We start from the raw sequence: 24,003 nt of genomic DNA on the forward strand, positions 1-24,003 counted from the left end.
ACCGGCCCCCCGCTGCTCCTGACGGCTGATCAACTTCCGTTGGTGGAACCCCAGTCGGAGATCGCTCCCGGCCGGTACAGTCGAGGCACGAGGGGAGGGGGCGCCCATGGCGGCACTGACGGCTGTGCAGTTGCACCGCGACGGCGTGCTGCGCGTCGTCGCCACCCTCTACGCGGATGCCGCCGAGGCCCAGCAGCTCCTGTACCGGCTCGGCGCGGACCCGGCGCGGCTGCCGCAGTTCGGGGGCGGTCAGGCGCCGCTCAACACCTGGTTCGCGGTCTGCCGGTTGATCGAGAACGGGGCGTTCCGATTCACCCTGGAAGACCTGCTGGCGGAAGCGGCCCGAGACTTTCCGGGCAACCCGGTGCTGCACTCGGTGACGCCCGCCGCGCCGGACGAACCCGTCCTGCTCACCCCGCCGGACGACCTCACGGTGCTCTGCCTGCTCGCGGGCCCGGAGCATGCGTCACGGCTGCGGTTGCGCAGGGAGTACCGCGCCATCGAGCAGGCCGCCCGTCAGGGCAGCCGACGCACCCTCGACGTCCGGCTGTCGGCGGCGATCGGGCCGCGGGACGTGACCGCGGCGCTCACCGAACACCGGCCGGACATCCTGCACTTCGGCGGGTACGGCGCGCCGAGCGGTCATCTGCCGCTCGGGGAGGACGCCGTGTGGGTCGCCGCCATCGGTGCCGAGACGCTCGCCGCGGTGCTCGAAGCCGTGGGCGGCGTGACCGTGGTCGTGTTCACCGGTTGCAGTCCAGGCCCCTACGCAGAGGCGATCGCCCCGCACACACAGGAGGTCATCGGCTCCCCCGGGCCGCTCACGGACGAGGACGCGCTGGCGTTCTGCCGGGACTACTACGCGGGGCTGGCCTCGGGCGAGTCCTGGGAGGGCGCCTTCGGCCGGGGCCGGGCGGGCGCCGGTTCGGGCTCGCGCGCGTCGGCGGACCTGCTGCGCGTGACCCGCGCCCGGGAGGGCGACACGGTATGACGGACCCGCGGCCCCGCACCGTGAGCGTGCACGTCCCCCAGGGCGTGAACGTGGCCGAGCGGCGCCGCCGCAGCCAGGAGCGAGAGCGCGCCCAGACCCGGGCGGAGACCACCGGCGGACCGAGCCCGGCGGCGTACGACTTCCTGCTCGGCCAGGCCGGCGGGAGCCGCGAGTCGGACGTGCCCGACTGGGACGCCGAGGAGCCCGGCGAGGAGATCACCGTCGTCACCTCACAACTGCTGCGCAAACTCGGCTCGGCGGGCACCACCTGCCCGGTCTGCCACCACTCCTTCCGGCTGGGCGAGCAGATCTCCATCGAGCGGGCCGAGACCGGCCCCGGGGTCGTGCTCAAACACCGCAGCCGACTGCTCGACTGCCTCAACCCCGAGGCCGGCGCGCAGACTTCCGCGACGGCCGCACTGTTCCACTCGGGACTCGACGAGGCCAACCCGCCGCCCCCGGAGCTGTGCACGGTACGGCTGCACAGCGGCCACCCCCTGCTGCGGCTCCACCCCGGTCCGGGCGACGGGGCGCCCACCCGCCACCGCTGCTGGGTGTGCGGCCACACCTTCCGGCCGGACGAGGTGGTCATCCACTGCACCTGCTCGCCGCACGCGCCGACCTGCGCCAGCGCCGTCCACCGGGACCCCGACCACGGCCTGGTCTGCTACGACGACTGGAAGGCACAGCATCCGGGGGTGCCCTGTCTGATGCTCAACTCCCTGCGGGACACCCGGTGAGCGGGGACCGGTTCGCGCGGCACGCCCTGATCCCCGGCTGGGACCAGCGGCGGCTCGCCGGGGCGACGGTCGTGCTGGCGGGCGCCGGGGCGCTGGGCAACACGGTGGCCCAGACGCTCGCCCTGTCCGGTGTGGGCCGCCTGGTGGTGTGCGACCCGGACACGGTCGCCGTCAGCAACCTCAGCCGCTGTCCGCTGTTCCGCGCGGCGGACGTGGGCCGGCCCAAAGCGGGCGTCGTCGCGGAGGCGCTGGCGGATCTGGCTCCCGACACCGTGGTGGACGCGCGCGAGGCGCCGCATGTCTCGGGTGCCGGGCTGGCCGAACTGCGCGCGGCCGACCTGGTGGTGGGCGCGCTGGACAGCCGGGCGGCCCGGATCGCGCTGGCCGGGCGGTGCACGCTGGCCGGGACGGGCATGCTGGACGGCGGCACGCACGCGTGGGGCGGCGAGGTCTCCTGGTTCCCGCCCGGCGGCCGCTGCTGGGCGTGCGGCCTCCGACCCGCCGAGCGGGCGGTGCAGGACGACCCCTGGTCGTGCGCGGCACCCGATCCGGCCGGTGCGGTGGGCGCCTCGGCTCCGGTGTCCGCGCTGGTCGGCACCTGGCTGGCCGATTTCGCCGTACGACTGCTGCTCGGGCTGTCCGTGCCGGACGCGCCGCTGCGGATCGACGCCGCCGGTCTCGCCGTACCGCTGTCCGGGACCGCGCCGCGCGACCGGCCCGACCCCGACTGCCCGCTGCACGAGCGGCTTCCCGACGAGGTCCCGGTGCTGCCGCTGGACCACGGGGCCACGGTGGCCGAGCTGTTGGACCACGTGGACGTGCACGAAGAGCCCCTCACGTGGGCAGGATTCAGCAGGCCGGTGCGGCGGCGGGCGGCGGTGCCCGCCGTCACCTCCCGGCTGCGGTCCGCGCCCGCCTCGGCGCGGCTGAGCGCACTGGGGGTGGCGCCGCGCGAAGTGCTGCCCGTGGCCCGGCGGGACGGATCGGGGCTGCGGTACGTCGAGTTGGCTGCGAGAACGGGTGAACGGGTGGGTGCACCGGGCGAGTCGGCCCCGGAACGCCGCGCGACAACGGAGGGTGCCCGGTGAGGGACGAGCTGTACAACGAGCTGGAGCGGGTGATCAACCCCCGGGAGGGCGAGATCATCCTGCGGACCATCGGCTTCCCGGAGAGCCGGCTGCCCTCGGTGGACGCGACCTCCCGGGTCTACTGGTCCGAGGCGCGCCGTCTGATCGACGCGGGCGTGCTCGTGGACGGCGAGGCCCAGCTGGCCCGCGCGGTGCACAACGAGTATCCGGGCAACGCCCTGTTCCGGGCCTCGGTCCAGGCGCTGGAGCCGGTCACCGAACCGCCGACACCGCCCCGCGCCCAGCCGCATGCCGCGCCCTCCGGCCAGGTGGGCTCGGCCGGTTCGGAGACGTATCCCACGCTGGTCTTCGTGTGCAGCACCCACCACGCCGCGTTCATCCATGAGGTGCGCGACCTCGACCCCCAGGCCGAGATGTTCTTCGTCAGCCAGGGCGAGGAGGCTCAGGTCGGACAGATCGCGATGTCGCTGACCTACGAGCTGGCGCCGGGTCAGATCGAGGAGCTGCGCGGGCGGTTACTGGACGCGGGCGCCCCGGCGGACCTCGAACTCCTCCAGGAGGTGTACGACCACCGCCCCTATCTGCTGGAGGCGCTCCGGGTCAACGGCCCCGACCAGCAGCCGTACGACCTGGCGGGCGTGCCGTCGATCACTCCGGTGCGGGACATCGCCGCCGCCGTACTCGCCCATTACGAGGGCCGGATGGGGCGCCGCCCGCGTACCGTCGTCGACCACCAGCAGCCGGACGGCAGTTTCCGCCGCCTCGACCCGGCGCAGTCCCTGCACGCGGCGGGGGTGCGCGAGGGCGAGACCCTCAACGTCTATCCCGAAGCGACCGCCGGCAACGCCCAGTTACGGATGCAGGCGATCATCCGGGTCCGCGAGGAGATGCAGCGCTACGCGGACCAGCACGCGGACTTCGAGATCGTCGACACGGACGACCCGGAGTTCCCCACCGACTACGAGATCCGCTTCAAGGGATCCGGTCTGCGCCTGCCCGACCAGCAGAGCGCGAACTCCTTCCCGCGCCCGGAGCGGCAGGACCGGCACAACGCGCTGATCCTGCTGGGCCCGGACTTCCCGCTGGTCGCCCCGGCCGTCTTCTGGCTGAGCCCGATCTTCCACCCCAACATCAAGGGGCCCGATCCCCAGTACCCCCAGGCCGAAGGGGCCGTGTGCCTGGGCGTGCTGGCCCACTCCTGGCGTCCGGCCCTGGACTTCGGCCAACTGTGCCAGATGCTCGTGGACATGGCTGGGTATCGTAACTACGAGATCACGGACAGTTTCAACCCGATCGCGGCATATTGGGCCCAGACCGAGGAAGGTACGGCCATGATCGAGGCCATCGGGGGCAAGCCGCCGGTGGCGGCCCCGCCTCCCGAGGACGGCGCCCTGCGCATCGGCGCCCTGCGGATAAGGCCCACGGACGGGGTGGCCGATGGCACTTGACGTCGAGCTGTTCCAGGGCGAGGCACGGCAACTGGTGCGCACCGAGCCCCTGATCGCGCTGCTGAAGCCGGCCTTCGCGGCGGAGACGGCGCCCTTCAAGGGCAGCGCCCGCTTCCGCCTGATGCTGCGCAACGACCCCGGCCCCGACATCTACGAGGGAGACCCGCACCTCACCAATCTCCGTGCCGACTTCGGGTACATCCATGTCGCGATCCACATGGAGGGACGCGTGGTCCATCAGAAGCCCTACTCCGTGAACAGTCTCGTCGGCCCGGTCCTGGCTCGGCTGGCCCGCGAACTCGCCCCCGAGGAGCGCCGGTGGGCGTTCCGTATCGCGGGGCTGCCCTCGCCGGAGGACGACGAGTCGGCCCAGCGACTGCCCCCGGTGGTGGACGGCACGGACGACATCGACACCTCCCGCTCGACCCGGCTGGCGTTCGGCATCCGACCGGCGGCCGAGCCCCAGATCCCGTTGCTCGACCTGACGGAGTACGGGGTGGAACTCACCGACACCGAGGCGCCGGTGACCGTGCTGCTGGGCGCCGGGGTGCAGCGGCGGCTGATGGAGATGGAGCTGTCGACCGAGGTCGAGGAGGGCGGGTTCCTGGTCGGGCGGGCCTTCCGGCGGGCGGACGTCCCGGAGTTGCACGCGGTGATCGTCGACGAGGTGCTCCCGGCCGAGCACTCGGGGGCCTCGCTGATGCACTTCACGTTCACCGGGGACTCGTTCGGCGCGATGAACCGGATCCTCGGTGACCGGCAGCTGGTCGGCTGGTACCACACGCACCTGTTCCAGACCGAACGCACCATCGGCCTGTCCCGCACCGACATCGACCTGCACCGGGACACCTTCCGGCGCCCCTGGCAGGTGGCCGCCCTCATCAATCTCACCTCGCGTCGGCGGGTGCTGACCTGCTACGCCTCCTCCGACGACTGGATGGCCCCCTGTCCGATCCGGAACCTCGATGACGACGCTGACAAGCACCGTAGTGCGCATCCTTCACTGGGCCATCACTGAACCGGCGCCCGGCGGCGCACCCGCGCCGCCCCCGACCACCTCTTCGAGGCCGCACGACACGGCGGACGATCCCGTCGTCCTGCTGGAGCGGCTCGCCCGGGTCACCGCGGCCCGGCTGCGCCTGTCCGACCCGCCCCTCGGCGACCGCGGGCCGGCCGGTCTGGAGCCGCTGATGCTCGCCGCCGCGCTGGCCCTGCGGGACGATCCGGCGACCGCCCGCCAGGCGGTGTTCGGAGTGAACGGCTCCGGCACCGGACGCGATCTGATGTGCCGTCACGGCCTGGTCGGGCGTGCGCTGTCGGCGACGCCGGTCGACGCCGAGCTGCGGGCGGAGCTGCTGCGGGCCTCCCCCGTCACCGCGCTCTTCGACCTTCCCCCGCCGGACATGCGGGAGCAGTGCGGGCAGCTCCTCGACCGGTTCCTCGACCATCCCGAGGGCCGGCGCACGGCGGTCGCCGCCCTCGCGGCGCCACCGTCCTCGCCCGAGACCGCCCGCCACCGCGCGGCGCTGCTGCGCCGGTTCCGCTTCACGCCGGGGGAGAGAACAGTCGTGTACGAGGTGTACGAGACGGCACTGCTGCACCACGGTGAGCACTATCACCGACTCACCGACGGCATACGGCAGTTGGTGCGCGACAGCCCGGCCCGGCTGCTGGAGGACGACGAGCGCGGACAGTGGGCGCGGGCGACGCTCGACTGGTGGGAACCTTTGGCCGTGCTGGCCCGACGCCACCCCGAGGAGCTGCGGCGCCGCAGGATGCTCGAGGGGTATCGCGCGGGTGTGGGACTGCACCGTGTCTACGGCCGGGTGCGGGAGTTCGAGGGACTGCGCGAGGTGCTGGACCGATGACCCGACCCCTGCGGCTGGCCACCGCGGAGCACGGCGGCCGGATGGATCTGCTCGGCGCCTCGGGCGACCGCACGTTGCGGGAGGTGTTGGCCTCGTGCGAGGTGTGGCTGCTCGATCCGCTGGACGCGGAGCTGCTGGAGCGGCCCTGGTCGGAGTTCGGTCCGGACGTCTGGCTGCGGAGCGAAATCGCCCCGGGGACACCGCTGTTCGCACCGCCGGGGGTGAAGTCACTCGTCAAGGACGAGGCACCGGCGCCGGCCACCGGTGTCGAGTCCCCCGCCGATTCCGGACCGGCCACGGGTGTCGAGTCCCCCACCGGCCCCGAACCACCCGCCCACCCCGAGAAGATCACCGACGCCGAGGCCGTCCGGCTCGCCTACTACCCGCACATCGAGGCCGTCGCCTCCCTGCTGCGCAGCGGGCTGCCCGTCCTCGTGATCAGCGAGAAGCTCGTCGTGACCCATCTGTGGCAGGAGATGGTCACCCTCGCCGGGTGCCGTGGCATCCGCCTCGACGACGACTCCTCCGAGGACGGTGGCGGCCGTCCGTCCGACGATCCGGTCGCGGACATGTCCGGCGCGTCGATGAACACCCGCCAGCGGCGGCTGGCCCGACTCCGCGCCCAGCTGGAGGAGTTGAAGGAGGGCGACGTCATCGTCCTCACCCATCTCGACCTGCTGGCCGGCAGCGCCGACCTGGGTCGGCACGCCGAGGCCCGTGAGCTGGTCGAGCTGCTGTACGCCTTCCCGGACCAGTTGGTCCTGGCCTTCGCCGACCCGACCCTGCCGCTGCCGGACGTGCTGGCCGAGCGGTTCAGCGCCCGGGTCACCCTCAGCGGACTGCCGCCGAAGGTGCGGACACCGGAGCACGAGGAGAGCCTGCTGGGGGTCGCCCTGGTGACCCGGGAGGAGGCCGGGACCTTCGAGGGGTTCCAGCCGCGCGAGTTCTACAAGCACGTGGCCGGCATGAACCCCGTACGGCTGCGGCAGGCCATGCGGTACGCCCACGAGCAGCACCGCGAGCAGTCGAGCCGGGCCACGCTCCAGGATCTGCGGGAGACCCTGCTGACCTTCAAGGCGCAGCAGTCCTCGCACTTCGAGGTGCCCAATGTGACGCTGGACGACATCGGCGGCTACGAGGAGGTCAAGGACGAGATCCGGCGGACCCTCGCCATCATCAGCGGGGCTCAGAGTCTGCCGGACGACATGGAGGAGGTGCGCTCCGAACTCGTCCCGCGCGGCATCATCTTCTACGGCCCGCCCGGCACCGGTAAGACCCTGTTCGCCAAGGCCATCGCCAACGGCATGAACGCCACCATCCAGGTGGTGTCGGGGCCCGAGGTCACCGACATGTACGTCGGCGAGAGCGAGCGCAAGGTGCGGGAGATCTTCGCGTCGGCGCGGCGCAGCGCGCCCTCGGTCATCGTCTTCGACGAGATCGACGCGATCACGATGGAGCGCAGCAGCCGCCCCGACGGCGGCACCCGGGCCGGCAACAGCGTGGTCGCGCAGATCCTCACCGAGATGGACGGCTTCCGGCCCGAGGTGCCGATGCTGGTGATCGGCACCACCAACCGCATCGACATCATCGACAAGGCGCTGCTGCGGCCGAGCCGGTTCCGCTCGATCGCCATCTCGCTGCCCGACGTCACCGCGCGCCGGGCGATCCTGCGCCACCACGCAGGCCGCTATCACATCTCCCTGGACGACGAGGTCCTGGAACTGATCGCCGAGGCCACCGCGGGCCGCAACGGCGACGAACTGCGCTCGCTCATGCGGGACGCGTTCGTCGGCCGCCACATGCACGGCATCGAACCGGACGCGCGCCGACTGGGCTGGCTGGTGGGCCGCCTCCAGCAGGGGCGCCTGGAAATGATCTCGGAGCGCCGATGACCGTCGCGACTTCCCCGGAGCGCCGATGACCACCGCGACGACCACGTGGAGCGAAGAGGACCTCGCGGCCGTGCGGCGGCTCAAGGCGCTCGGCCGCAGTGTCGAGCAGCACTTCGTGGGGCGGCGGCTCGCTCTGGACCTGCTGGAGGTCGCGGTGCTCGCGCATGAGCACGTGCTGTTGCTCGGCCCGCCCGGCACCGGCAAGACGGACCTGGTCAGCCGGTTCGCCGCGGGTCTGGGCGGCCGTCCCTTCGTGCGGCTGCTGACCCGGTTCACCGAGCCGGCCGAGCTGTTCGGACCGGTGGACGTGCCGGCCTTCCAGAGCGGCGCCCAGTACCGGTTCCGCACCGAGGGCATGCTGCCGACGGCACGGGTCGCCTTCCTCGACGAGATCTTCCAGAGCGGCAGCCCGATCCTCAACACCCTGCTGACGGTGATGAACGAGCGGGTCTTCCACAACGGCCAGGACATCGAGTCCGTGCCGCTCATCACCCTCGTGGGCGCCGCCAACAGCCTGCCGCAGGACCCGTCGCTGCTGGCCTTCGCCGACCGGTTCCTGCTGCGGCTGACGATCCCGCCGGTGGCCGGCGACCGGCTGGACGAGCTGCTGGCGAAGGGGTCCGCACGGGGCACCCCGGCCGAGGGCGACGGGCACAGCTGGATCGACCCCGCCGCGCTGGGCCGCCTCGGCCGTCAGCTGGCGCACGCCGATCTGAGCGCGGTCACCCCCGAGTACGCCGAGCTGGTCCGTGAACTCCTGGGCCAGGGCGTGACGTTGTCGGACCGCCGGATCATCCGCGGCCTGCGTCTGGTGGCGGCCGCCGCCCTGCGTGCCGAGCGGGTGCGGGCCGAGCCCGCCGACCTGTGGCCGCTGGAGCACTTCTGGTCCGACCCGGCCCACGCGACGATGGTGCGGGACGCGGTGCGGCGCCGCACCGGCCGGCCGGACGAGGACCCCGACGAGCCGGCCCGCATCATGCGGCGCCTGGTCTCCGAGGCCCGCGTCCTCCGGCGTCAGGTGGACGCCGGTTCGCCGCCCGCCGCGGTCGAGCGGGTGCTGCGGCAACTCAACTCCCTGAGGCTGGAGTTGAGGCGTGCGGTTCCGGGCAACCGAGAGGGTGAAGGGGAGGTCGCGCGTATCATTGACGAGACTCTGAAATTGCTGGACCAGGGCTGACGCACACCGAAGGGCGCGCTCCGAGCGCGCCCCGCTGCGGAATGAGGGGGACACCAGCTCCATGTGCAATCCGCGCAGGGTCCGTGTCGAGGCCACCCGGGACGTCGTCGAGGCGTGGGAGCTCGCTCTGGAGCGCCGCGCCAGCGCGAGCGGCTCCGTGATCAGCGAGCTGGAGGTGCGCCATCCCTTCGGCGGCACCCTGGGACAGGCCACCCGCCTGGTCTTCGAGCACACGCTCACCACGGCGGACGGCTGGCATCTGGAAGAGGGCGGCCATGTACTGACCCTGCCGGACGGCCGGGTCCGCTACGACCCCGGCACCGGCGAACTCGTCGTCACCGCCCGCCTGGAGGACTCCGTGACCGTGGAGGGCCGCGCCTCCGAGACCCTGCGGGGTGCGGTGCGGGAGCAGGCGACCGGCAGCGCCGAAGGGCGGTACTACGCCGACGGGTTCGGCGGGCGGACCCGTGAGGTGGCCGAGCAGGAGGCGCAGGTGGCGGCCGAGGCCGACGCGGTGCGGCGGGCGCGTGAGCTGGCGGGCCGGCTGCGGATGCAGGCGGACCGGGAGTCGGCGACGGCCGCCGCGGCCGCGCAGTCGCGCCTCCAGCAGGCCGCCGACGCCGCCGCGCAGACCCGGCTGGCCGAGGAGCGGGAACGGGTGCGCGCCGACCTGGACACCCGCAACCGGGAACGCATCACCGCACTCGGCCGGGACGGACTGCGCGCGGTCAACGGCGTGCTGGCCATCGCCTATCAGCGGGCCCTGCTCGACTTCGCCCGGCAGCACGGCGCGACCGGCGTCCGGCAGCAGGAGTCCGAGGACGGCATCGAGATCGAGTTCGAACTCGATCTCGGGATGGAGAACTGACCGATGCGGGTGCGTGTGCGGTTCCGGTTCAACACGGAGACCGGAGAGGTCGAGCTGTTCCAGGTGGACGACATCGGCTCCGGCTCCGGCCCCGAGCACGACGCCGAACACGACCGGATCAGCGCCGAGTTGGGGCGGGTCCTGGCCCGCAGGCCCGATGTCGAGGAGGTCTCGCCGCTGGAGGAACCGCCGCGGTGGCGGCACGATCCGCAACCGGCGGCCGGCCTGCGGTCCGAGGACGAGGAGACCGAGGCCTCGGGTGAGCAGGAGAGATCATGAGCAGGCGCACCCGGCTGCTGCTCAAGGCCGCGCGCTGCTACTCCGAGGCCCAGGCCCACACCGAGGCCGCCCGCTGCTACGACCTCCTGGGCTGGCAGTGGTCGGCGGCCGACGCCTACCAGCGGGCAGGTGACCTGGAGCACGCGGCCCGCACCTACCGCCAGGCCGGGCACCCGGAGCAGGCGGCCCGCTGCTACCGCCTCCTCGGCAGGCCCGAACTCGCCGCCCGCTGCTGGCAGGAGCGGGGCCGCCGTCTGGAGGCCGCCTGGGAGCTGCTCCTCGCCGGTGAGATCACCCCCGCCCGGCAGCTCCTGGCCACCGCCGGCGCCGTCGGCAAGGGCCCGCAGCAGCTGCGCCTCGAACTCGCCCGCGCCCTCACCGACCGCCTCGACGGCGGCCCCGCGGGCCCCCTGCTCGACCTCTTCCCCCGCATCGAGTCCCGCCTGCCGACCCTGGCCGCCCGCACGGAACGCCGACTGATGCTCGACTGGGCCGTGGAGGCCGCGGACCGTGTCGAACGGTTCGACTGGGGCGCGCGACTGTTCCGCGCGGCCTACGACGGCCAGGGCGGCGACGACGTACTGAACCGCTGGCGCGACTGGGCCACGACCCGCCTAGGCTCCGCGGCCTGGCTGCCCTCGGAACCGGCCACCGGGACGGACACCGGCCGGGCGGAGGGCCCCTGACCGATGGACCGCCCCGAGAGCCCGCTGCGTCGGCTGCTCAATCGCATCAGCTCGGAGAACGGCACCGCCGCCACGCCGCCGACCCCGTTCGTGGCCCGCCCGGCGGTCCGTGGTGCTCCCCCGCCGGCGCCGCCCGCGCATCCGCCGCGTCCGGCGGGCGGGGCCTACGACCACGGCATCCGGTTCACCGTGCGCCCGGCACGTCGCCCGGACGAGGACGTCCCGGCACCGGTGCCGCCCGTGCCGTACTCGCCGCCCCCGGCCGTGGACTGGCGGGTCGCCGGCCGTTTCCGCGCCGCGCACCGGGTCCTCGGCGCGATCGAGGCGCTGCGGAGCGCGGGGGCCGCGGAGTGGAGCTGTCACGCGGAGCCCGGCGGCGGGGCGGTCTGGCTGCTCAGCGTCATCGGCCCGGCCGTCGGTGCCGAACTGCTGTCCCTGCACGGTGCACAGGCCCTGCCGGTCCTCCCGCACGGCGCGCTCGCGGGCGGCCCGGGACAGCTGGCCGACATCCTGGCCTGGCCCCCGCTCGACGTGGTGGACCTGGTCTCCCGGCTACCGCTCGCCCCACCCGCCACGGCCACCCACCGCACGCTCCATGTGCTCACCGCCCCGCAGTTGCTCCCCTCGGTCGTCCGCCAGGCGCTCGCCTTCGGCGTGGAGGTGTCGACGCTCGCCGTACGCGTGCGTGCCCTGGCGGGGACGGACCCGACGCGGCGGGAGACGACGCTGGTGTCCCTGGAGGGTCCCGACGCGGTCCCGTACGCCCTGGCCGTGGCCCTGGCGGCGTTGCCCAGGACCGCGGTCTGCCGTCCGGTCGCGTCCTGCGAGCGGCTGCTGTTGGACGTACGACTGCACCCTCCCGTGTCCGACGCGCTGCTGTACTCCCCAGTGCCCGAAGGGGAGTTGTGGCTCGTCGGCGACGTCGAGGAGTGGCCTGCGCTGCGGCTGGAGCCGCTCGGCCCGCCCGCGCCTGTACCGGCGGAACTGGTGGGGGTTCCGCCCGAACCGCCGGAGTCCGTTGGGGAGTTGCCGGACGGTGCGCGGGAACCCTCGGTGGAGGTCCGGGTCGTGGCGGACGCGGGCGCGGAGACCGCGGTCGACGCGGTGCTGCTGCTGGACGACGAACTCCCCCTGCTGCGCCGCTACTTGCCGGGCCGCCCGCTGGGCGAGGCCGGATTCCTGCTGCCGGGCCCCGGCTGCCACCTGCTCCTCGAACCGGCGGGCCTGGCCCGGGATCTGCCCTTCGGCACACCGCTGCGCCGGCTCGGCCCCGGCAGCCTGTTCCTGGAGTCCGGCCACACCCTGACACCCCCGCTGCCGCCGTCGGCCCGCGCCCGTCTCTTCGCCCTGGACGGCACGTCGGCGGTGGTCTGCTGGCACGGCGGCCGACACCGTTTCCCCCTGACCCCGATGGTCCCCGTCTGGACCCTGTGGACCCCACCGGACCCGGTCGAGGTGTCCAGCGGCCTCTCCAAAGCCGGCCGCGAACTCCTGGACGCCCTGGAGACATTGGCCGGCACGAGCCCCCCACCCCACCCCACCGACCCGTCCACCCCCCACACCCCCGACGAAGCCCTGCAACGCGCCACCCACCTGCGCGCCCTCGGCGACCACGAGGGCGCGGCCGAGGCCTACCGCTCCGCGGGGGACCTGCTGGAGGCGGCGCGACTGTACGAGGCAGCGGCGCAGGACGCGACGGAGGAACCGTGAGACCGGCCACGCCGCCGAGCCACGTCCCCACCGCCGGGAGGGTCGGTTGCCGCCACCGAAACACGCCACAGCCCGTGGACCGTGCACGCGACGGCACCAGTACGTTCGCGCCGAACCCGAGGCACGCCGCGTCGACGCACCCCCACCAGACGTCCCAGAACGCCACCACACCAGGCACCCTCACCGTCACACCCGACACACCGCACCGAGCCCGGACCGCACGACGTCAACCACCCCTTCCCCGCCCCCCGAGGGGGCCATGACCGCGGCCCCCGACGCCCCCGCGCCGCCCACCCCCCGTCGGCTCCTCGCCCTCACCGGTGACGGGCCGTGTGCCGGGCTCTCGCGTGATGGGACCGCGTTCCTCCAGCTCGCTGACAGCGCCCTGACCTGTCGTGACGACACCGGGCGGGTGTTGTGGTCGGTGCCCGGTGAGGGGGTGCCGGAGGCGGTGGCGTGGGGGGCGGACGGGGGTGAGGTGTTCGTGCTGCGGGGCGGGCGGGTGGACGTGTACGAGGGGGACGGCGGGGCCCTCGCCGGCGACGGGTTCGCGGTGCCGGCGGGTGCGCACACGCTCGCGGTGTCGCCCGACGGGCTGTGGGTGGCGTGCGCGGGCAGCGGTGTGCTGCTCCACCACCGCGGCACCCTCGCCTCGTCCGCGCTGCCGACCGTGGACCCCGTGGTCGCGCTGGCCTGGGATCCACAGGGCCGTCAGCTGTGTCTGGCCACGGCCACCGCACTACAGCTGTGGAGCGTCTCCCCGGTCCGGATGGACTTCGCCCCCTGCACCGGCCGCACGGCCGTCACCGCCCTCGCCTGGTCCCCCGACCGGGACGCCCTCGTCTTCGCGGACGCGGCGGGCGTCCATCTGATCGACCGCGCCACGGGCCGTGCGCTCGCGGACGCCACGGTGTCCGGTGCCGTGGTCGGGCTGGGATTCAGCCGCACCGGGCGGTTCCTGGTGACCGCCACGGACCAGGGAGCGCTGCTCGTCCTGGACCGTGCGCTGGAGCCCGTCGCCCACCTCCCCGCGCGGACCGGCTCACCCCGCGACCTGAGCGTGTCGCCCACCGGCCGGGTCCTGGCGGGACCGGAGCTGTGGGAGCTGCCGGACGCGGCCCCCTACCCCGCCGAGCGCCGGGTCGGGGTACTGCTGCGCAGCTGGACCGCGGCGATGTGCCGCTCCGTCGGCCGCGCACTGCCGTCGCTGCGCGACCGCGCACCCCGGATCGCCGGGCCGACGCCGCTCCACGACGGCGGGGACCGGCTGTGGGCCCCCGCCCTCGCCTGGTCGGCGCGCGACGGCCACTGCGTCCTGGAGACGGAACCGGGCACCCTCGCCGCCCGGACCCCCGGTCGGCCCGGCACGGACTGGACGGCCACGGCGGCCACCGGACCGGGCGGCGCCCACGACCTCGAACTCTCCCCCGGGTCCCCCGAGTTGCTCGCCTGCGCCTCCCGCGACGGGCAGACGGGACTGACGGTCCTCGACCCGGACAGCGGTGAGACCCGTGCCGTACTCCAGGGCGGCCAGGCACCCGCGTGGTGCCCGGCGCCCCACGACGGTACGGCGACGCTCGCGGTCCCCGAGCCCGGGCCCGTGCCGACCCACCTCTACGTCCACACACTCGACGCCCGGGGCACCCCCGCACGGCAGCCCCGGAGTCTGCACCTGCCCCAGGGCACGGGCCGCCCCGCCTGGTCCCCCGACGGAACGCTGCTCGCGGCCGGCACCGCGGGCGCGGTGGTGCTGTGGCACATGCCGCGGCTGGAGCGCGCCCGGCGACTGACCCTGCCCTCCGGCACGTTCGCCACCCGCGTCGCGTGGTCGCCGGACGGCAGCCGGCTGGCCGCGACACCGCCCGCCGGGCAGGGGCCGTCGGTGGTGTGGTCGACGCTCACCTGGCGGGTGCAGCGGGAGTTCGGCACGCCCGGCGGACGCGGCTGGGCGCCGGCCCTGGCCTGGTCGCCGGACGGGTCACTGCTCGCCGCGCCGGGCCCGGGTGAGGCGACCTCGGTGGTCGAGGTGTGGGACGTGGGCCGGGGCACGGTCGCGATGGCCCTGGAACCCGACGGCACCCCGCCAGGACCCGTGTGGTCCGTACGCTGGTCCCCGGACGGGCGCCGGCTGGCGACGACGTACAGCGGCGGCCGTACGGTCCTGTGGGACGTGCTGACCTCCGAGGAGACCACCGAACCGGGCCCGCCGCTGCCCGAACCGGCCGGGTATCTCGCCGAGTTGGGCACCATGGCCGCCGCGGTCGACGCCGCCGTACCGTTGGACGCGCTCGCCGACATCTCGGCGCTGCTGCGACCGGCGGCGCCCGCGGGGCGGCGGCTCCTGCACCAGGGCCGGGCCGCCCGCGCCCTGCGCGAGCTCGACTGGCCGCGTGCCGCGCATCCGGCGCTGAGCGCGGTGGTGGCGTCCCGGCTGCCGCCGGACCCGCGGTACGTCCCGCCGCCGGGCATCGCGCTCCAGGAGCTGCGGACGACGCTGGAATGGGGGCTGCGCGGCAGCGGCGAGCAGCCGGAGCGGCCCTCGGTGACGGCGGACGCGCTGGCCGCCGCCCTCGACCGGGTGCACCGCGAACTCCTGCCGCTGCTGGCCCTGTTGGGCCCCGACGCGGTGTGCCAGGACCCGGCGCTGCCGTTGCGGCTCGCGGCAGGGCCGTGGGCCTCGGCCGCGGAGGCCGTCTCCCGGCTGCCCGGCCTGCCGTCGCGGCTGCCCGTGCCGCTGGGCGACGACGTGCCGGGCCCGACCGCCGCCGGGGCCCCGGCCCAGTGGGCCCGCCACGGTCCGCCGGATCGTCTGGTGCCGGCCCAGATGGCGCTCCCGGCACCCCTGTTGAACGCCCTGTGGGCCCAGGACGCCCTCCTGTACCGGACGCGGCGCGGCCGGCTGCCGTGGACCGAGCGGGACGCGGTGCTGGTCCTCGACACGGGGGCCGCGGCGCAGGGGCAGGTCGGCAGCTGTCTGCGGCTGTGCGCCCATCTGCTGGCGGCGGCCCTGCTGGAGGCCGAGCGGGCGGTGGCACTGGTACGTCTCGACGGGCTCGCCCCGCCCGACCGGCTGACGGCGGCGGCGGATCTGCGCCTGCTGTGGACACCGGTCATGCCCGAACCCGCCGCCCCACTGCGCGCGGCGGACCTGGCCCGCGAGGCCGCACGCGACCTGGCCACGCTCGACGCGGGCGAACCTCGCACCCTGCTGCTGACCCACGCCCACGAGCCCCCGCTCCCCGTGCCCGGCGCGCTGACCCTGCGGGTCCACTATCCGCACCACCCCGTGCCGTCCGAGGGCCCGGACACGTGGGTGCTGGCGCCGGAACCGGACGGAGAGGAGCTGCGGCGGGTGCTCACGCGGATCCTGGGCCGGCTCTAGATCACCCGCAGAGCATCTGCTCCACGGCGTCCGGCCCCATCTTCTCCAGCAGGGCCTCCAGCATGTCCGGCCGGAAGGCGTCGCCCAGCACCTGTACGCCCTGCTCGTCCCAGGTGATCCGCAGCCGTACGAGCCGTCCGTCGGGATGGTCGTCGTACTCGGACGCGTCGATCAGGTCCGGCAGGTCCTCCACGAAGCGGTACTCGGTGCTCATCCTCGGCTCCTCTCGTTCGTGTCGACGTCACTCCACACACCCGCGATCCGTTCCCCGCACCCGGGACAGCCCCCGTCGCGCAGGCGGCTCTCGGCCTGGCCCCACACCCCGCGCGACACCACCTCGGCATCGCACCCGGGGCAACGGGTGGCCCGCCCCTCGGCACCCAGTGCCCGCTCGACGTACACGTACCGCAGCCCCGCGTCCCGTCCGATCCGCACCGCACGCCCCAACCGCTCGGGCGGGGTGGGCCGTTGGCGGTGCATCCGGTAGGTCGGGGTGAAGCGCAGCAGGTGCCAGGGCGTGTCGGGGCCGAGCCCGGCGACGAACTCGGCGATCCTCGCGAGCTGTTCGTCCTCGGCGCTGGTCCCGGGGATCAGCGGTGTGCTGACCTCCACCCACACCCCCGCGGCCTTCAGCAGCCGCAGCGTCTCCAGGACCGGGGCGAGCGGTGCGCCGGTGAGCCGGCGATGCTCCTCCTCGCCGGCCGCCTTGAGGTCGATGTTGACGGCGGCGAGGACCGGCGCGACACGCGCCACGGCTTCGGGGGTGAGGAAGCCGTTGCTCTTCCAGACCACGGGTACGCCCAACTCCAGCGCGTGCACGCCGAGTTCAAGGGTCAGCTCGGCCGCGAGGGAGGGCTCGGAGTACGACAGGGCGATGCCGCCGCCCCGCTCGGCCGCTGTTCGCACCAGCGCCTCGGGGTCGGTGTCGCGCGGGGCGACGCGGCTTTCCGGGTCCCTGCCGTACTGGGAGACGCGGTGGTTGACGCAGTAGTCGCAACGGAACGAGCAGCCCGGCGGGGCCAGCGTGAGCAGCGGCAGGCCGGGCCGGAAGTGGTAGAAGGGTTTGCGCTCGACGGACGACCAGTGCTCGACGGTGGTGCCCCGGGTGGCGGTCAGGACGCGGTCGCCCTCCCGTCGACGCACCTTGCAGGCGCCGGTGTCACCGTCGCGCAGCCGGCAGCGGAAGGGGCACAGGGTGCACTGAAGGCCGCCGTCGACGGGACGGTAGAAGTCGGCCGGCACCCAAGCGACCACCCCGTCCAACCCATCACCCCGCTCGCGAGCACCGCACGGTCACCCGGATTTCCACGGTACTCGGTTCCCGGCCGCGACAGGGCGCGGACATAATGCTCGGATGACTTCCCCCACCCCCCACCCCAACTCCGGTGCCGCACAACGCAGTCCGGTCGTCGTCATCGGCGCCGGACCCGCGGGGCTCACCGTCGGGAACATCCTGCGGGCCGCCTCCGTCGACTGTGTGGTCCTGGAGACCGAGACCCGTGAGTTCATCGAACAGCGGCCCCGCGCCGGGGTCCTGGAGGAGTGGGCGGTACGCGGTCTCGAACAGCGGGGCCTCGCGGTGAACCTGCTGGAGCGGGCGCAGCGGCACGCCGAGTGCGAGTTCCGGTTCGGCAGGGAGCGGTATCGGTTCGAGTACACCGGGCTGACGGGCCATCACCACTGGATCTATCCGCAGCAGTTGCTGGTGACGGACCTGGTGCGGGAGTACGCCGACGTGCGCGGCGGCGACATACGCTTCGGTGTGCGGGACGTGGAGCTGCACGACCTGGAGACGGACCGCCCGGCCGTGTCGTACACGGACCCGGAGTCGGGCGAACGGGTGCTGATCCACTGCGACTTCGTCGCGGGCTGCGACGGCGCACGCGGCGCGACCCGCGCCGTCCTGACCCCGGACCGCGCGCACATCTCCCGCTACGACTACGGCATCGGCTGGCTGGCGCTGCTCGCCGAGGCCCCGCCGTCCAACGACTGCGTGGTGTTCGGCATGCACCCCAACGGCTTCGCCGGCCACATGGCCCGCAGCCCCGAGGTGACCCGCTACTACCTCGAGTGCCCGCCGGGCGACGACCCGGAGAACTGGTCGCACGACCGCGTCTGGTCGGAACTGCGAGAACGCCTGGGCGCGGCCGGCGCATCGCCCCTCACGGAGGGCCGGCTGATCGAGAAGCGCGTCCTCGACATGCACAGCTATGTCGTCGAGCCGATGGTCTTCGGCCGTCTCTTCCTCGCCGGTGACGCCGCGCATCTGACGGCGCCCATCGCGGCGAAGGGCATGAACCTCGCCCTGCACGACGCGTTCCTGCTCGGTGACGCGCTGATCGCCCAGCTCACCAAGGGCGAGGGCACGGGACTGTCCGGCTACTCGGCCGCGTGTCTGGGCCGGGTCTGGGACTACCAGGAGTTCTCCCAGTGGCTCTCGGACATCTACCACGGCACGTCCTCCGGCGACCCCTACCGCGCGGGCACCACCCTGGCCCGCCTGCGCCGCCTCTTCGGCTCCCCGTCCGCGGCGTCGGCCTTCGCGGAGCAGTACCTGGGCAAGGGATCCGGTTACTGAGCGCTCAATCGTGAACGGGCCGGTCGTCGAGCCGGTGGTCCGCCACGTTCAGCGCCTCGTCCACCAGCCGCCGCAGATGCCCGTCCCGCAGTGAGTAGATCACCCGGCGCCCTTCCTTCCGGGTGTTCACCAGCCCCGCCAGTCGCAGCCGCGCCAGGTGCTGGCTGACCGCGGGCCGGGCCGCTCCGCAGGCCTCCGTGAGGGTCGTGACGTCGGCCTCTCCGGCCGTCAGCGCGTGCAGCAGGGTGAGGCGGGTGCGGTCGCCGAGGAGGGCGAGGAGTTCGGCGGCCAGGGCGAACTGTTCGTCGCCGGGAGTACGCGGATGCGCATGATGCGCAGGTGACAGGTGCATGCGTGCGCTCATACGCACATAATGGCGTCATGGACGGGGAACGTCCACCACACGCACCGGAAGGGGAATCACGTGAGCGACCGACACCACCACGAACACGCCCACCACCATCACGCCCCCTCCGGCCTGCGCCACCGTCTCGCCCACCTCTTCACCCCCCACTCCCACGAGACCGCCGACAAGCTCGACTCCGCCCTGGAGTCCTCGGCGCGCGGCATGCGCGCCCTGTGGGTCTCGCTCGCGGTGCTCGGCGTGACGGCGGTGGCGCAGGCGGTCGTGGTGGTGATGTCCGGGTCGGTCGCGCTGCTCGGGGACACCGTGCACAACACCGCGGACGCGCTGACCGCCGTACCGCTGGGGATCGCCTTCGTGCTCGGCCGGCGTGCGGCGACCCGGCGTTTCACCTACGGGTACGGGCGGGCGGAGGATCTCGCGGGCATCGTGATCGTGCTGACGATCGCCGCGTCGGCGGCGTTCGCCGGGTGGACGGCGATCGAGCGGCTCCTCGACCCGCGGCCCGTCCAGCACGTCCCGGCGGTCGCGGTCGCCGCGCTCGTCGGCTTCGCGGGCAACGAGTGGGTGGCCCGGTACCGGATCCGGGTCGGCCGGGACATCGGCTCGGCCGCGCTCGTCGCGGACGGACTGCACGCCCGTACGGACGGATTCACCTCACTGGCCGTGCTGCTGGGTGCGGGCGGCTCGGCCCTGGGCTGGCAACTCGCCGACCCCGTCGTGGGGTTGGCGATCACCGCCGCCATCGCGCTCGTGCTGCGGGACGCGGCGCGCGAGGTGTTCCGGCGGGTGATGGACGCCGTCGACCCGGCGCTCGTCGACCGGGCCGAGCACGCCCTGCGGGAGGTCCAAGGCGTGCGCGGGGTCGGTGAGTTGCGGCTGCGCTGGATCGGGCACCGGCTGCGCGCCGAGGTCGCGGTGGTCGTCGACGGGGACATGACGGTACGGCAGTCCCATGCGGTCGCCGTCGAGGCGGAGCACGCCCTGCTGCACGCGGTCCCCCGGCTCACCGCGGCCCTGGTGCACGCCGACCCCGCGCCGCGGCCGGGCGAGGACGACCCGCATCTCACCCTCGCCCACCACACGGCGGCCTGAACTCAAGGGCTCAGGCGATCCCGAGCCCCTCCAGCACCACCGCGCCCGGCAGCTCCGCGAACGCCTTCCCCGGCACCAGCAGCTTGCCGCGCCGCCGCCCGCTGCCGACCAGGACGTAGGGCAGGTCGACGACGGCCGAGTCCACCAGCACGGGCCAGTCGGCGGGGAGTCCCACGGGGGTGATGCCGCCGTACTCCATGCCGCTCTCCCCCGTCGCCGTGTCCATCGAGGCGAACGAGGCCTTGCGCGCGCCGAGTTGGCGGCGCACCACGCCGTTGACATCGACGCGGGTGGTGGACAGGACGACGCACGCGGCCAGTTGGGACTCGCCGCCGCGCTTGCCGGCGACCACGACGCAGTTCGCGGACTGTTCGAGCAGTTCCTGCCCGTAGTGCTGTACGAATTCGGCCGTGTCGGCCCACTGCGGGTCGGTCTCGACGTAGACGATCTGCTCGGCGGGGACGCTGCCGCTCCAGCGGCGTACGGCGTCCGCGACAGGGGTGGTCAGTTCGTCGAGGCAGTCGGGGGCGGGGCGGGCGTTGTCGAAGTGTCCGATGGGTGCGTCCATGGCCGCACGCTAACAGCCGCTCAGGGCGCGGCCGGCACCGAGATGGCCAGCAGCAGTTCCATCGGGACGTCACCCTGATTGCCGTAGGTGTGCGAGGCGTTGGCCTCGAAGGTGACGCTGGAACCGGCCGGGACGCGGTGTTCGACGCCGTCGACGGTGAGGGCCAGTTCACCGGCCGTGACATGGGCGATCTCGACCGTGCCGACCGGGTGCGGGTCGGAGGAACTGCTCTCGCCCGGCATCAGCTTCCACCCCCACATCTCCAGTGGGCCGGGGGCCTCCGTGCCCGCGAGGAGCTTGCTGTAGCTGCCCGCGTCCGTGTGCCACAGCCGGACGACCTGCTCGGGCGGGACGATCCGCACCTTCGGCCCCTGCTCGTAGTCGAGCAGGGTGGTGACGCTGACACCGAGGGCGTCGCCGATCTTGACGACCGTGCCGATGCTCGGATTGGTCCGGGCCTGTTCGATCTGGATGAGCATGCCGCGACTGACTCCGGCGCGTGCGGCGAGCGCGTCCAGGGTGAAGCCGCGTTCGGTCCGCCAGCGCTTGACATTGCGCGCCAGGGACTGGGTCAGCAGATCGAGATCCGACACATCACGTCCAATATTCTGTATGACACGGTGCACCCGATTGAACTACGGTGAGGTGCACCCGATCGTTCACCGAACTGTACTGCGAGGCACCCCGTGACAGCATTCTTCGCCCTGGCCACCAGCCTCCTGTGGGGGCTGGCCGACTTCGGCGGCGGACTGCTGACCCGGCGCACCCCCGCGCTCACGGTGGTGGTCGTCTCGCAGGCGATCGCGACGGTCGTGCTCGGCGTGATCGTGGTCGCCACCGGCGGCTGGAGCGAGGCCGGGCCGCGGCTGTGGTTCGCGGTCGCCGCCGGACTCGTCGGCCCCGTCGCCCTGATCTGCTTCTACAAGGCGCTCGCCCTGGGCCCGATGGGCGTGGTCTCCCCGCTCGGCACCCTCGGTGTGGCCGTCCCGGTCGGCGTGGGTCTCTTCCTCGGAGAGCGCCCCGGCCTCGTCGAGTTCGGGGGGATCGGGGTCGCCGTCCTCGGTGTCGTCCTCGCGGGCGGCCCGCAGCTGCGGGGCGCCCCGGTGCAGCGGCAGACCATCCTGCTCACCCTGGTCGCGGCGTTCGGCTTCGGCACGGTGTTCGCCCTGATCGCGGAGGCGTCCACCACGGTCACCGGTCTGTTCCTCGCGCTCTTCGTGCAGCGCGTGGTGAACGTCGCCGTGGGCGGCGCCGCCCTGTACGCCTCGGTCCGCAAGGGCGTCCCCGCCCTCCCGGCGGGCGGTTTCCCCTGGGCCTCGCTCCCGGCGCTGGCCTTCGTCGGCCTCGCGGACGTCGCGGCGAACGGCACCTACGCGATCGCCGCCCGGCTGGGCCCGGTCACCGTGGCGGCGGTGCTCGCCTCGCTCTACCCCGTGGTGACCGCCCTCGCCGCCCGGGGCTTCCTCAGCGAACGGCTGCGGACGATCCAGGCGGCCGGCGCGGGCCTCGCCCTGGTGGGCACGCTGCTGCTGGCGACCGGCTGAGCCGTCCCGGATCAGTCCAGCTCGGCGAGTTTCGCCGCGGTCTCCTCGTCCAGCCCGGCCAGCGCGTTGAGCTGCTCCGGCGTGACCCCCTCGGGGATCGGCCGGGGCGCCGGGGTCCGCAGCGGCGGCTGCCAGCCGTCCTCGGGAGTCCATCGCCGTACGACCCTGGCGGGCGCCCCCGCCACCACGGCGTGGTCGGGCACCACACCGCGCACCACCGCGCCGGCCGCCACGACCACGTTCCGCCCGATCCGCGCCCCCGGCAGGATCACCGCACCGGTGCCGATCCAGCAGCCGGGGCCGATCTCCACCGGCTCCATGCGCGGCCACTGCTTGCCGATGGGCTCGTGCGGATCGTCGTAGGAGTGGTTCGTGGACGTCACGTAGACATAGGGCCCGAAGTAGCAGTCGCTGCCGATGGTGACCGTCGTGTCGGCGATGACATGGCTGCCCCGACCCAGGACGACACCGTCCCCGATCCGCAGGATCGGCTCCGGGCCGAGGTCCAGGTCGGGCATCAGACCGGCGGTCAGGGTGACCTGTTCACCGACGATGCAGTGCGACCCCAGGTGGATCCACGGCTCCCCGAAGACCGTGCCGAGCGGAAAGGCGAGCCGCGAGTGCTCGCCCAGCGCGCCGAAGCGGAACCGTCCCGGGTGTTCGGCGGTCACGGAACCCGTGCGCTGCACCCAGGCCCAGCCCGCGTGGACGGCACGCTGCGTGAGGCCGCGGCACCAGGATGAGAACGTGTTCTTCTTCGGCACGAGGTCACCGTACTCAGGGTGAGGTGGGGCGATGAGCGACCGGGCCTGTGATCTTCGCCCCACGCGTGTGGCGTACGGTGCGGGGGTCAGCGACGACGAGGAGAAGGCGATGACGCACAAGGCGTTGGTCACGGGCATCGGCGGCCGGGAACCGAAGATCGACGGCGAGGCCTTCGTGGCCCCCACCGCCTCGGTCATCGGCGACGTGACCCTGGAGGCGGGGGCGAGCCTCTGGTACGGGGCCGTGGCCCGCGGCGACGTCGAGCGGATCTCCGTCGGCGCCCGGAGCAACATCCAGGACAACTGCACCCTGCACGCCGACCCGGGGTTCCCCGTGACGATCGGTGAACGGGTGTCCGTGGGGCACAACGCGGTGGTGCACGGGGCGACGGTCGAGGACGACTGCCTGATCGGCATGGGCGCGACCGTCTTGAACGGCGCGGTGATCGGCGCGGGCTCGCTGGTGGCGGCACAGGCACTGGTCCCGCAGGGGATGCAGGTGCCGCCGGGATCACTGGTGGCGGGCGTACCGGCGAAGGTGAGGCGTGAGCTGACGGAGGAGGAGAAGCAGGGGGTGACGCTCAACGGCACCCTGTACGCGGACTTGGCGAAGGCTCACGGAGAAATCCACAGCTACTGAGGTTTTCGGCCTAGGGTGACGGTGATCTCGTGGGTGGGTGTATCTCTGTGTGATGCGGTATCCCGATGGGGGTGGCCTGACCGCGAGACAGCGGGCTCAGCGGGAGCAAGTGCGGTTCGAGGCCGCCGAGTTGTTCGCTCAAGGAGTGCTGCCGCCGCAGGTCGCAAGGCGGTTACGGGTCTCCCGGAAGTCCGCCTATGCCTGGCATGCCCGCTGGCGCGAGGGTGGTGCGGAGGCCCTTCGGTCCAAAGGCCCGTCGGGGCAGCCATCCCGGATGAAGCCGGGCTGGCGCGAGTGGCTGGCCCTGGAGTTGGAGAAGGG

Annotated in this window: 24 protein-coding genes; 18 read left to right on the forward strand and 6 right to left on the reverse strand. The window is 73.5% G+C overall.

What is annotated here, in order from left to right:
* Positions 1-106 precede the first annotated feature (106 nt).
* The 13 genes from ACFY0U_RS32415 (at position 107) to ACFY0U_RS32475 (ending at position 16,129) form a co-directional block, all read left to right on the forward strand.
* Positions 107-991 (forward strand): effector-associated domain EAD1-containing protein, encoded by an 885-nt coding sequence (locus ACFY0U_RS32415; RefSeq protein ID WP_388641854.1) that lies wholly within the window; start codon positions 107-109, stop codon positions 989-991.
* Entirely contained in the window at positions 988-1,731 is a 744-nt protein-coding gene (locus tag ACFY0U_RS32420; RefSeq protein ID WP_388641856.1) for a hypothetical protein, read from the forward strand. The genes ACFY0U_RS32415 and ACFY0U_RS32420 overlap by 4 nt, the downstream gene beginning before the upstream one ends.
* Positions 1,728-2,819 (forward strand): HesA/MoeB/ThiF family protein, encoded by a 1,092-nt coding sequence (locus ACFY0U_RS32425; RefSeq protein WP_388641858.1) that lies wholly within the window; start codon positions 1,728-1,730, stop codon positions 2,817-2,819. Before ACFY0U_RS32420 ends, ACFY0U_RS32425 begins: the two co-directional genes overlap by 4 nt.
* Positions 2,816-4,267, forward strand: coding sequence for a ubiquitin-conjugating enzyme E2 (locus ACFY0U_RS32430; protein ID WP_388641860.1), 1,452 nt, complete (start codon positions 2,816-2,818; stop codon positions 4,265-4,267). Before ACFY0U_RS32425 ends, ACFY0U_RS32430 begins: the two co-directional genes overlap by 4 nt.
* The gene (locus ACFY0U_RS32435; protein WP_388641862.1) at positions 4,257-5,285 is read left to right on the forward strand and encodes a JAB N-terminal domain-containing protein; all 1,029 of its coding nucleotides are present in this window, start codon (positions 4,257-4,259) and stop codon (positions 5,283-5,285) included. The genes ACFY0U_RS32430 and ACFY0U_RS32435 overlap by 11 nt, the downstream gene beginning before the upstream one ends.
* Entirely contained in the window at positions 5,257-6,135 is an 879-nt protein-coding gene (locus ACFY0U_RS32440; RefSeq protein ID WP_388641864.1) for a hypothetical protein, read from the forward strand. The genes ACFY0U_RS32435 and ACFY0U_RS32440 overlap by 29 nt, the downstream gene beginning before the upstream one ends.
* Positions 6,132-8,027 (forward strand): ATP-binding protein, encoded by a 1,896-nt coding sequence (locus ACFY0U_RS32445; RefSeq protein WP_388641866.1) that lies wholly within the window; start codon positions 6,132-6,134, stop codon positions 8,025-8,027. The genes ACFY0U_RS32440 and ACFY0U_RS32445 overlap by 4 nt, the downstream gene beginning before the upstream one ends.
* Before the next feature lie 25 nt (positions 8,028-8,052).
* On the forward strand, positions 8,053-9,204 hold the full coding sequence (locus tag ACFY0U_RS32450; RefSeq protein WP_388641868.1) for an AAA family ATPase: 1,152 nt from the start codon (positions 8,053-8,055) through the stop codon (positions 9,202-9,204).
* A gap of 61 nt (positions 9,205-9,265) precedes the next feature.
* Entirely contained in the window at positions 9,266-10,072 is an 807-nt protein-coding gene (locus ACFY0U_RS32455) for a hypothetical protein (RefSeq protein ID WP_388641870.1), read from the forward strand.
* Between the two features lie 3 nt (positions 10,073-10,075).
* Positions 10,076-10,351 carry a hypothetical protein gene (locus tag ACFY0U_RS32460; RefSeq protein WP_388641872.1) on the forward strand — a complete coding sequence of 92 codons (276 nt, stop codon included), beginning with the start codon at positions 10,076-10,078 and terminating at the stop codon, positions 10,349-10,351.
* Positions 10,348-11,037 carry a hypothetical protein gene (locus ACFY0U_RS32465; RefSeq protein WP_388641874.1) on the forward strand — a complete coding sequence of 230 codons (690 nt, stop codon included), beginning with the start codon at positions 10,348-10,350 and terminating at the stop codon, positions 11,035-11,037. The genes ACFY0U_RS32460 and ACFY0U_RS32465 overlap by 4 nt, the downstream gene beginning before the upstream one ends.
* 3 nt (positions 11,038-11,040) lie before the next feature.
* Positions 11,041-12,747 carry a hypothetical protein gene (locus ACFY0U_RS32470; RefSeq protein ID WP_388641876.1) on the forward strand — a complete coding sequence of 569 codons (1,707 nt, stop codon included), beginning with the start codon at positions 11,041-11,043 and terminating at the stop codon, positions 12,745-12,747.
* Between the two features lie 259 nt (positions 12,748-13,006).
* Entirely contained in the window at positions 13,007-16,129 is a 3,123-nt protein-coding gene (locus ACFY0U_RS32475; protein WP_388641878.1) for a WD40 repeat domain-containing protein, read from the forward strand.
* 1 nt (position 16,130) lies between these two features.
* On the opposite strand, the gene ACFY0U_RS32480 is transcribed toward ACFY0U_RS32475, so the two are convergent.
* Together ACFY0U_RS32480 and amrS are read right to left on the reverse strand one after the other, a co-directional pair.
* Positions 16,131-16,343, reverse strand: coding sequence for a radical SAM-modified peptide, FtsH ternary system-associated (locus ACFY0U_RS32480; RefSeq protein WP_388641880.1), 213 nt, complete (start codon positions 16,341-16,343; stop codon positions 16,131-16,133).
* On the reverse strand, positions 16,340-17,371 hold the full coding sequence (amrS, locus tag ACFY0U_RS32485; RefSeq protein ID WP_388641882.1) for an AmmeMemoRadiSam system radical SAM enzyme: 1,032 nt from the start codon (positions 17,369-17,371) through the stop codon (positions 16,340-16,342). Before amrS ends, ACFY0U_RS32480 begins: the two co-directional genes overlap by 4 nt.
* 112 nt (positions 17,372-17,483) lie before the next feature.
* On the opposite strand from amrS, the gene ACFY0U_RS32490 reads away from it, so the two are divergent.
* Positions 17,484-18,707 (forward strand): 4-hydroxybenzoate 3-monooxygenase, encoded by a 1,224-nt coding sequence (locus tag ACFY0U_RS32490; protein WP_388641883.1) that lies wholly within the window; start codon positions 17,484-17,486, stop codon positions 18,705-18,707.
* 4 nt (positions 18,708-18,711) lie between these two features.
* Here the strand turns inward: ACFY0U_RS32490 and ACFY0U_RS32495 are convergent, their stop codons facing one another.
* Positions 18,712-19,071, reverse strand: a complete 360-nt coding sequence (locus ACFY0U_RS32495; protein ID WP_388641885.1) for an ArsR/SmtB family transcription factor — start codon at positions 19,069-19,071, stop codon at positions 18,712-18,714.
* Between the two features lie 60 nt (positions 19,072-19,131).
* Between ACFY0U_RS32495 and ACFY0U_RS32500 the strand changes: the two genes are divergently transcribed.
* The gene (locus tag ACFY0U_RS32500) at positions 19,132-20,166 is read left to right on the forward strand and encodes a cation diffusion facilitator family transporter (protein WP_388641887.1); all 1,035 of its coding nucleotides are present in this window, start codon (positions 19,132-19,134) and stop codon (positions 20,164-20,166) included.
* 10 nt (positions 20,167-20,176) lie between these two features.
* Here ACFY0U_RS32500 and ACFY0U_RS32505 read toward each other — a convergent pair whose 3' ends face one another.
* Both ACFY0U_RS32505 and ACFY0U_RS32510 read right to left on the reverse strand, forming a co-directional pair.
* Positions 20,177-20,734: a YbaK/EbsC family protein gene (locus ACFY0U_RS32505; RefSeq protein ID WP_388641889.1), complete on the reverse strand. Its 558-nt coding sequence runs from the start codon at positions 20,732-20,734 to the stop codon at positions 20,177-20,179.
* Between the two features lie 20 nt (positions 20,735-20,754).
* On the reverse strand, positions 20,755-21,327 hold the full coding sequence (locus tag ACFY0U_RS32510) for an XRE family transcriptional regulator (protein ID WP_388641891.1): 573 nt from the start codon (positions 21,325-21,327) through the stop codon (positions 20,755-20,757).
* Between the two features lie 93 nt (positions 21,328-21,420).
* On the opposite strand from ACFY0U_RS32510, the gene ACFY0U_RS32515 reads away from it, so the two are divergent.
* Positions 21,421-22,278 (forward strand): DMT family transporter, encoded by an 858-nt coding sequence (locus ACFY0U_RS32515; RefSeq protein WP_388641893.1) that lies wholly within the window; start codon positions 21,421-21,423, stop codon positions 22,276-22,278.
* A gap of 11 nt (positions 22,279-22,289) precedes the next feature.
* Here the strand turns inward: ACFY0U_RS32515 and ACFY0U_RS32520 are convergent, their stop codons facing one another.
* A complete protein-coding gene (locus ACFY0U_RS32520) occupies positions 22,290-23,042 on the reverse strand; it encodes an acyltransferase (protein ID WP_388641895.1) in 753 nt (250 codons plus the stop codon).
* A gap of 109 nt (positions 23,043-23,151) precedes the next feature.
* Between ACFY0U_RS32520 and ACFY0U_RS32525 the strand changes: the two genes are divergently transcribed.
* Positions 23,152-23,682, forward strand: coding sequence for a gamma carbonic anhydrase family protein (locus ACFY0U_RS32525; RefSeq protein ID WP_388641919.1), 531 nt, complete (start codon positions 23,152-23,154; stop codon positions 23,680-23,682).
* A 52-nt stretch (positions 23,683-23,734) separates the two neighbouring features.
* Positions 23,735-24,003: helix-turn-helix domain-containing protein (locus tag ACFY0U_RS32530; protein WP_388641897.1), on the forward strand; the 269-nt coding region annotated here is incomplete at its 3' end.

It is taken from the genome of Streptomyces sp. NPDC001536 (genome assembly GCF_042894505.1).
Lineage (GTDB): Bacteria > Actinomycetota > Actinomycetes > Streptomycetales > Streptomycetaceae > Streptomyces.

What these genes read in the sequence shown, in the direction of transcription:
- ACFY0U_RS32435 (WP_388641862.1), top strand. Translation starts at nt 4,257, where the DNA reads ATGGCACTTGACGTCGAGCTGTTCCAGGGCGAGGCACGGCAACTGGTG.
- ACFY0U_RS32420 (WP_388641856.1), top strand. Translation starts at nt 988, where the DNA reads ATGACGGACCCGCGGCCCCGCACCGTGAGCGTGCACGTCCCCCAGGGC.
- ACFY0U_RS32465 (WP_388641874.1), top strand. Translation starts at nt 10,348, where the DNA reads ATGAGCAGGCGCACCCGGCTGCTGCTCAAGGCCGCGCGCTGCTACTCC.
- ACFY0U_RS32460 (WP_388641872.1), top strand. Translation starts at nt 10,076, where the DNA reads ATGCGGGTGCGTGTGCGGTTCCGGTTCAACACGGAGACCGGAGAGGTC.
- ACFY0U_RS32415 (WP_388641854.1), top strand. Translation starts at nt 107, where the DNA reads ATGGCGGCACTGACGGCTGTGCAGTTGCACCGCGACGGCGTGCTGCGC.
- ACFY0U_RS32475 (WP_388641878.1), top strand. Translation starts at nt 13,007, where the DNA reads ATGACCGCGGCCCCCGACGCCCCCGCGCCGCCCACCCCCCGTCGGCTC.
- ACFY0U_RS32455 (WP_388641870.1), top strand. Translation starts at nt 9,266, where the DNA reads ATGTGCAATCCGCGCAGGGTCCGTGTCGAGGCCACCCGGGACGTCGTC.
- ACFY0U_RS32450 (WP_388641868.1), top strand. Translation starts at nt 8,053, where the DNA reads ATGACCACCGCGACGACCACGTGGAGCGAAGAGGACCTCGCGGCCGTG.
- ACFY0U_RS32505 (WP_388641889.1), bottom strand. Translation starts at nt 20,734, where the DNA reads ATGGACGCACCCATCGGACACTTCGACAACGCCCGCCCCGCCCCCGAC.
- ACFY0U_RS32470 (WP_388641876.1), top strand. Translation starts at nt 11,041, where the DNA reads ATGGACCGCCCCGAGAGCCCGCTGCGTCGGCTGCTCAATCGCATCAGC.
- ACFY0U_RS32495 (WP_388641885.1), bottom strand. Translation starts at nt 19,071, where the DNA reads ATGAGCGCACGCATGCACCTGTCACCTGCGCATCATGCGCATCCGCGT.
- ACFY0U_RS32490 (WP_388641883.1), top strand. Translation starts at nt 17,484, where the DNA reads ATGACTTCCCCCACCCCCCACCCCAACTCCGGTGCCGCACAACGCAGT.
- ACFY0U_RS32445 (WP_388641866.1), top strand. Translation starts at nt 6,132, where the DNA reads ATGACCCGACCCCTGCGGCTGGCCACCGCGGAGCACGGCGGCCGGATG.
- ACFY0U_RS32525 (WP_388641919.1), top strand. Translation starts at nt 23,152, where the DNA reads ATGACGCACAAGGCGTTGGTCACGGGCATCGGCGGCCGGGAACCGAAG.
- ACFY0U_RS32480 (WP_388641880.1), bottom strand. Translation starts at nt 16,343, where the DNA reads ATGAGCACCGAGTACCGCTTCGTGGAGGACCTGCCGGACCTGATCGAC.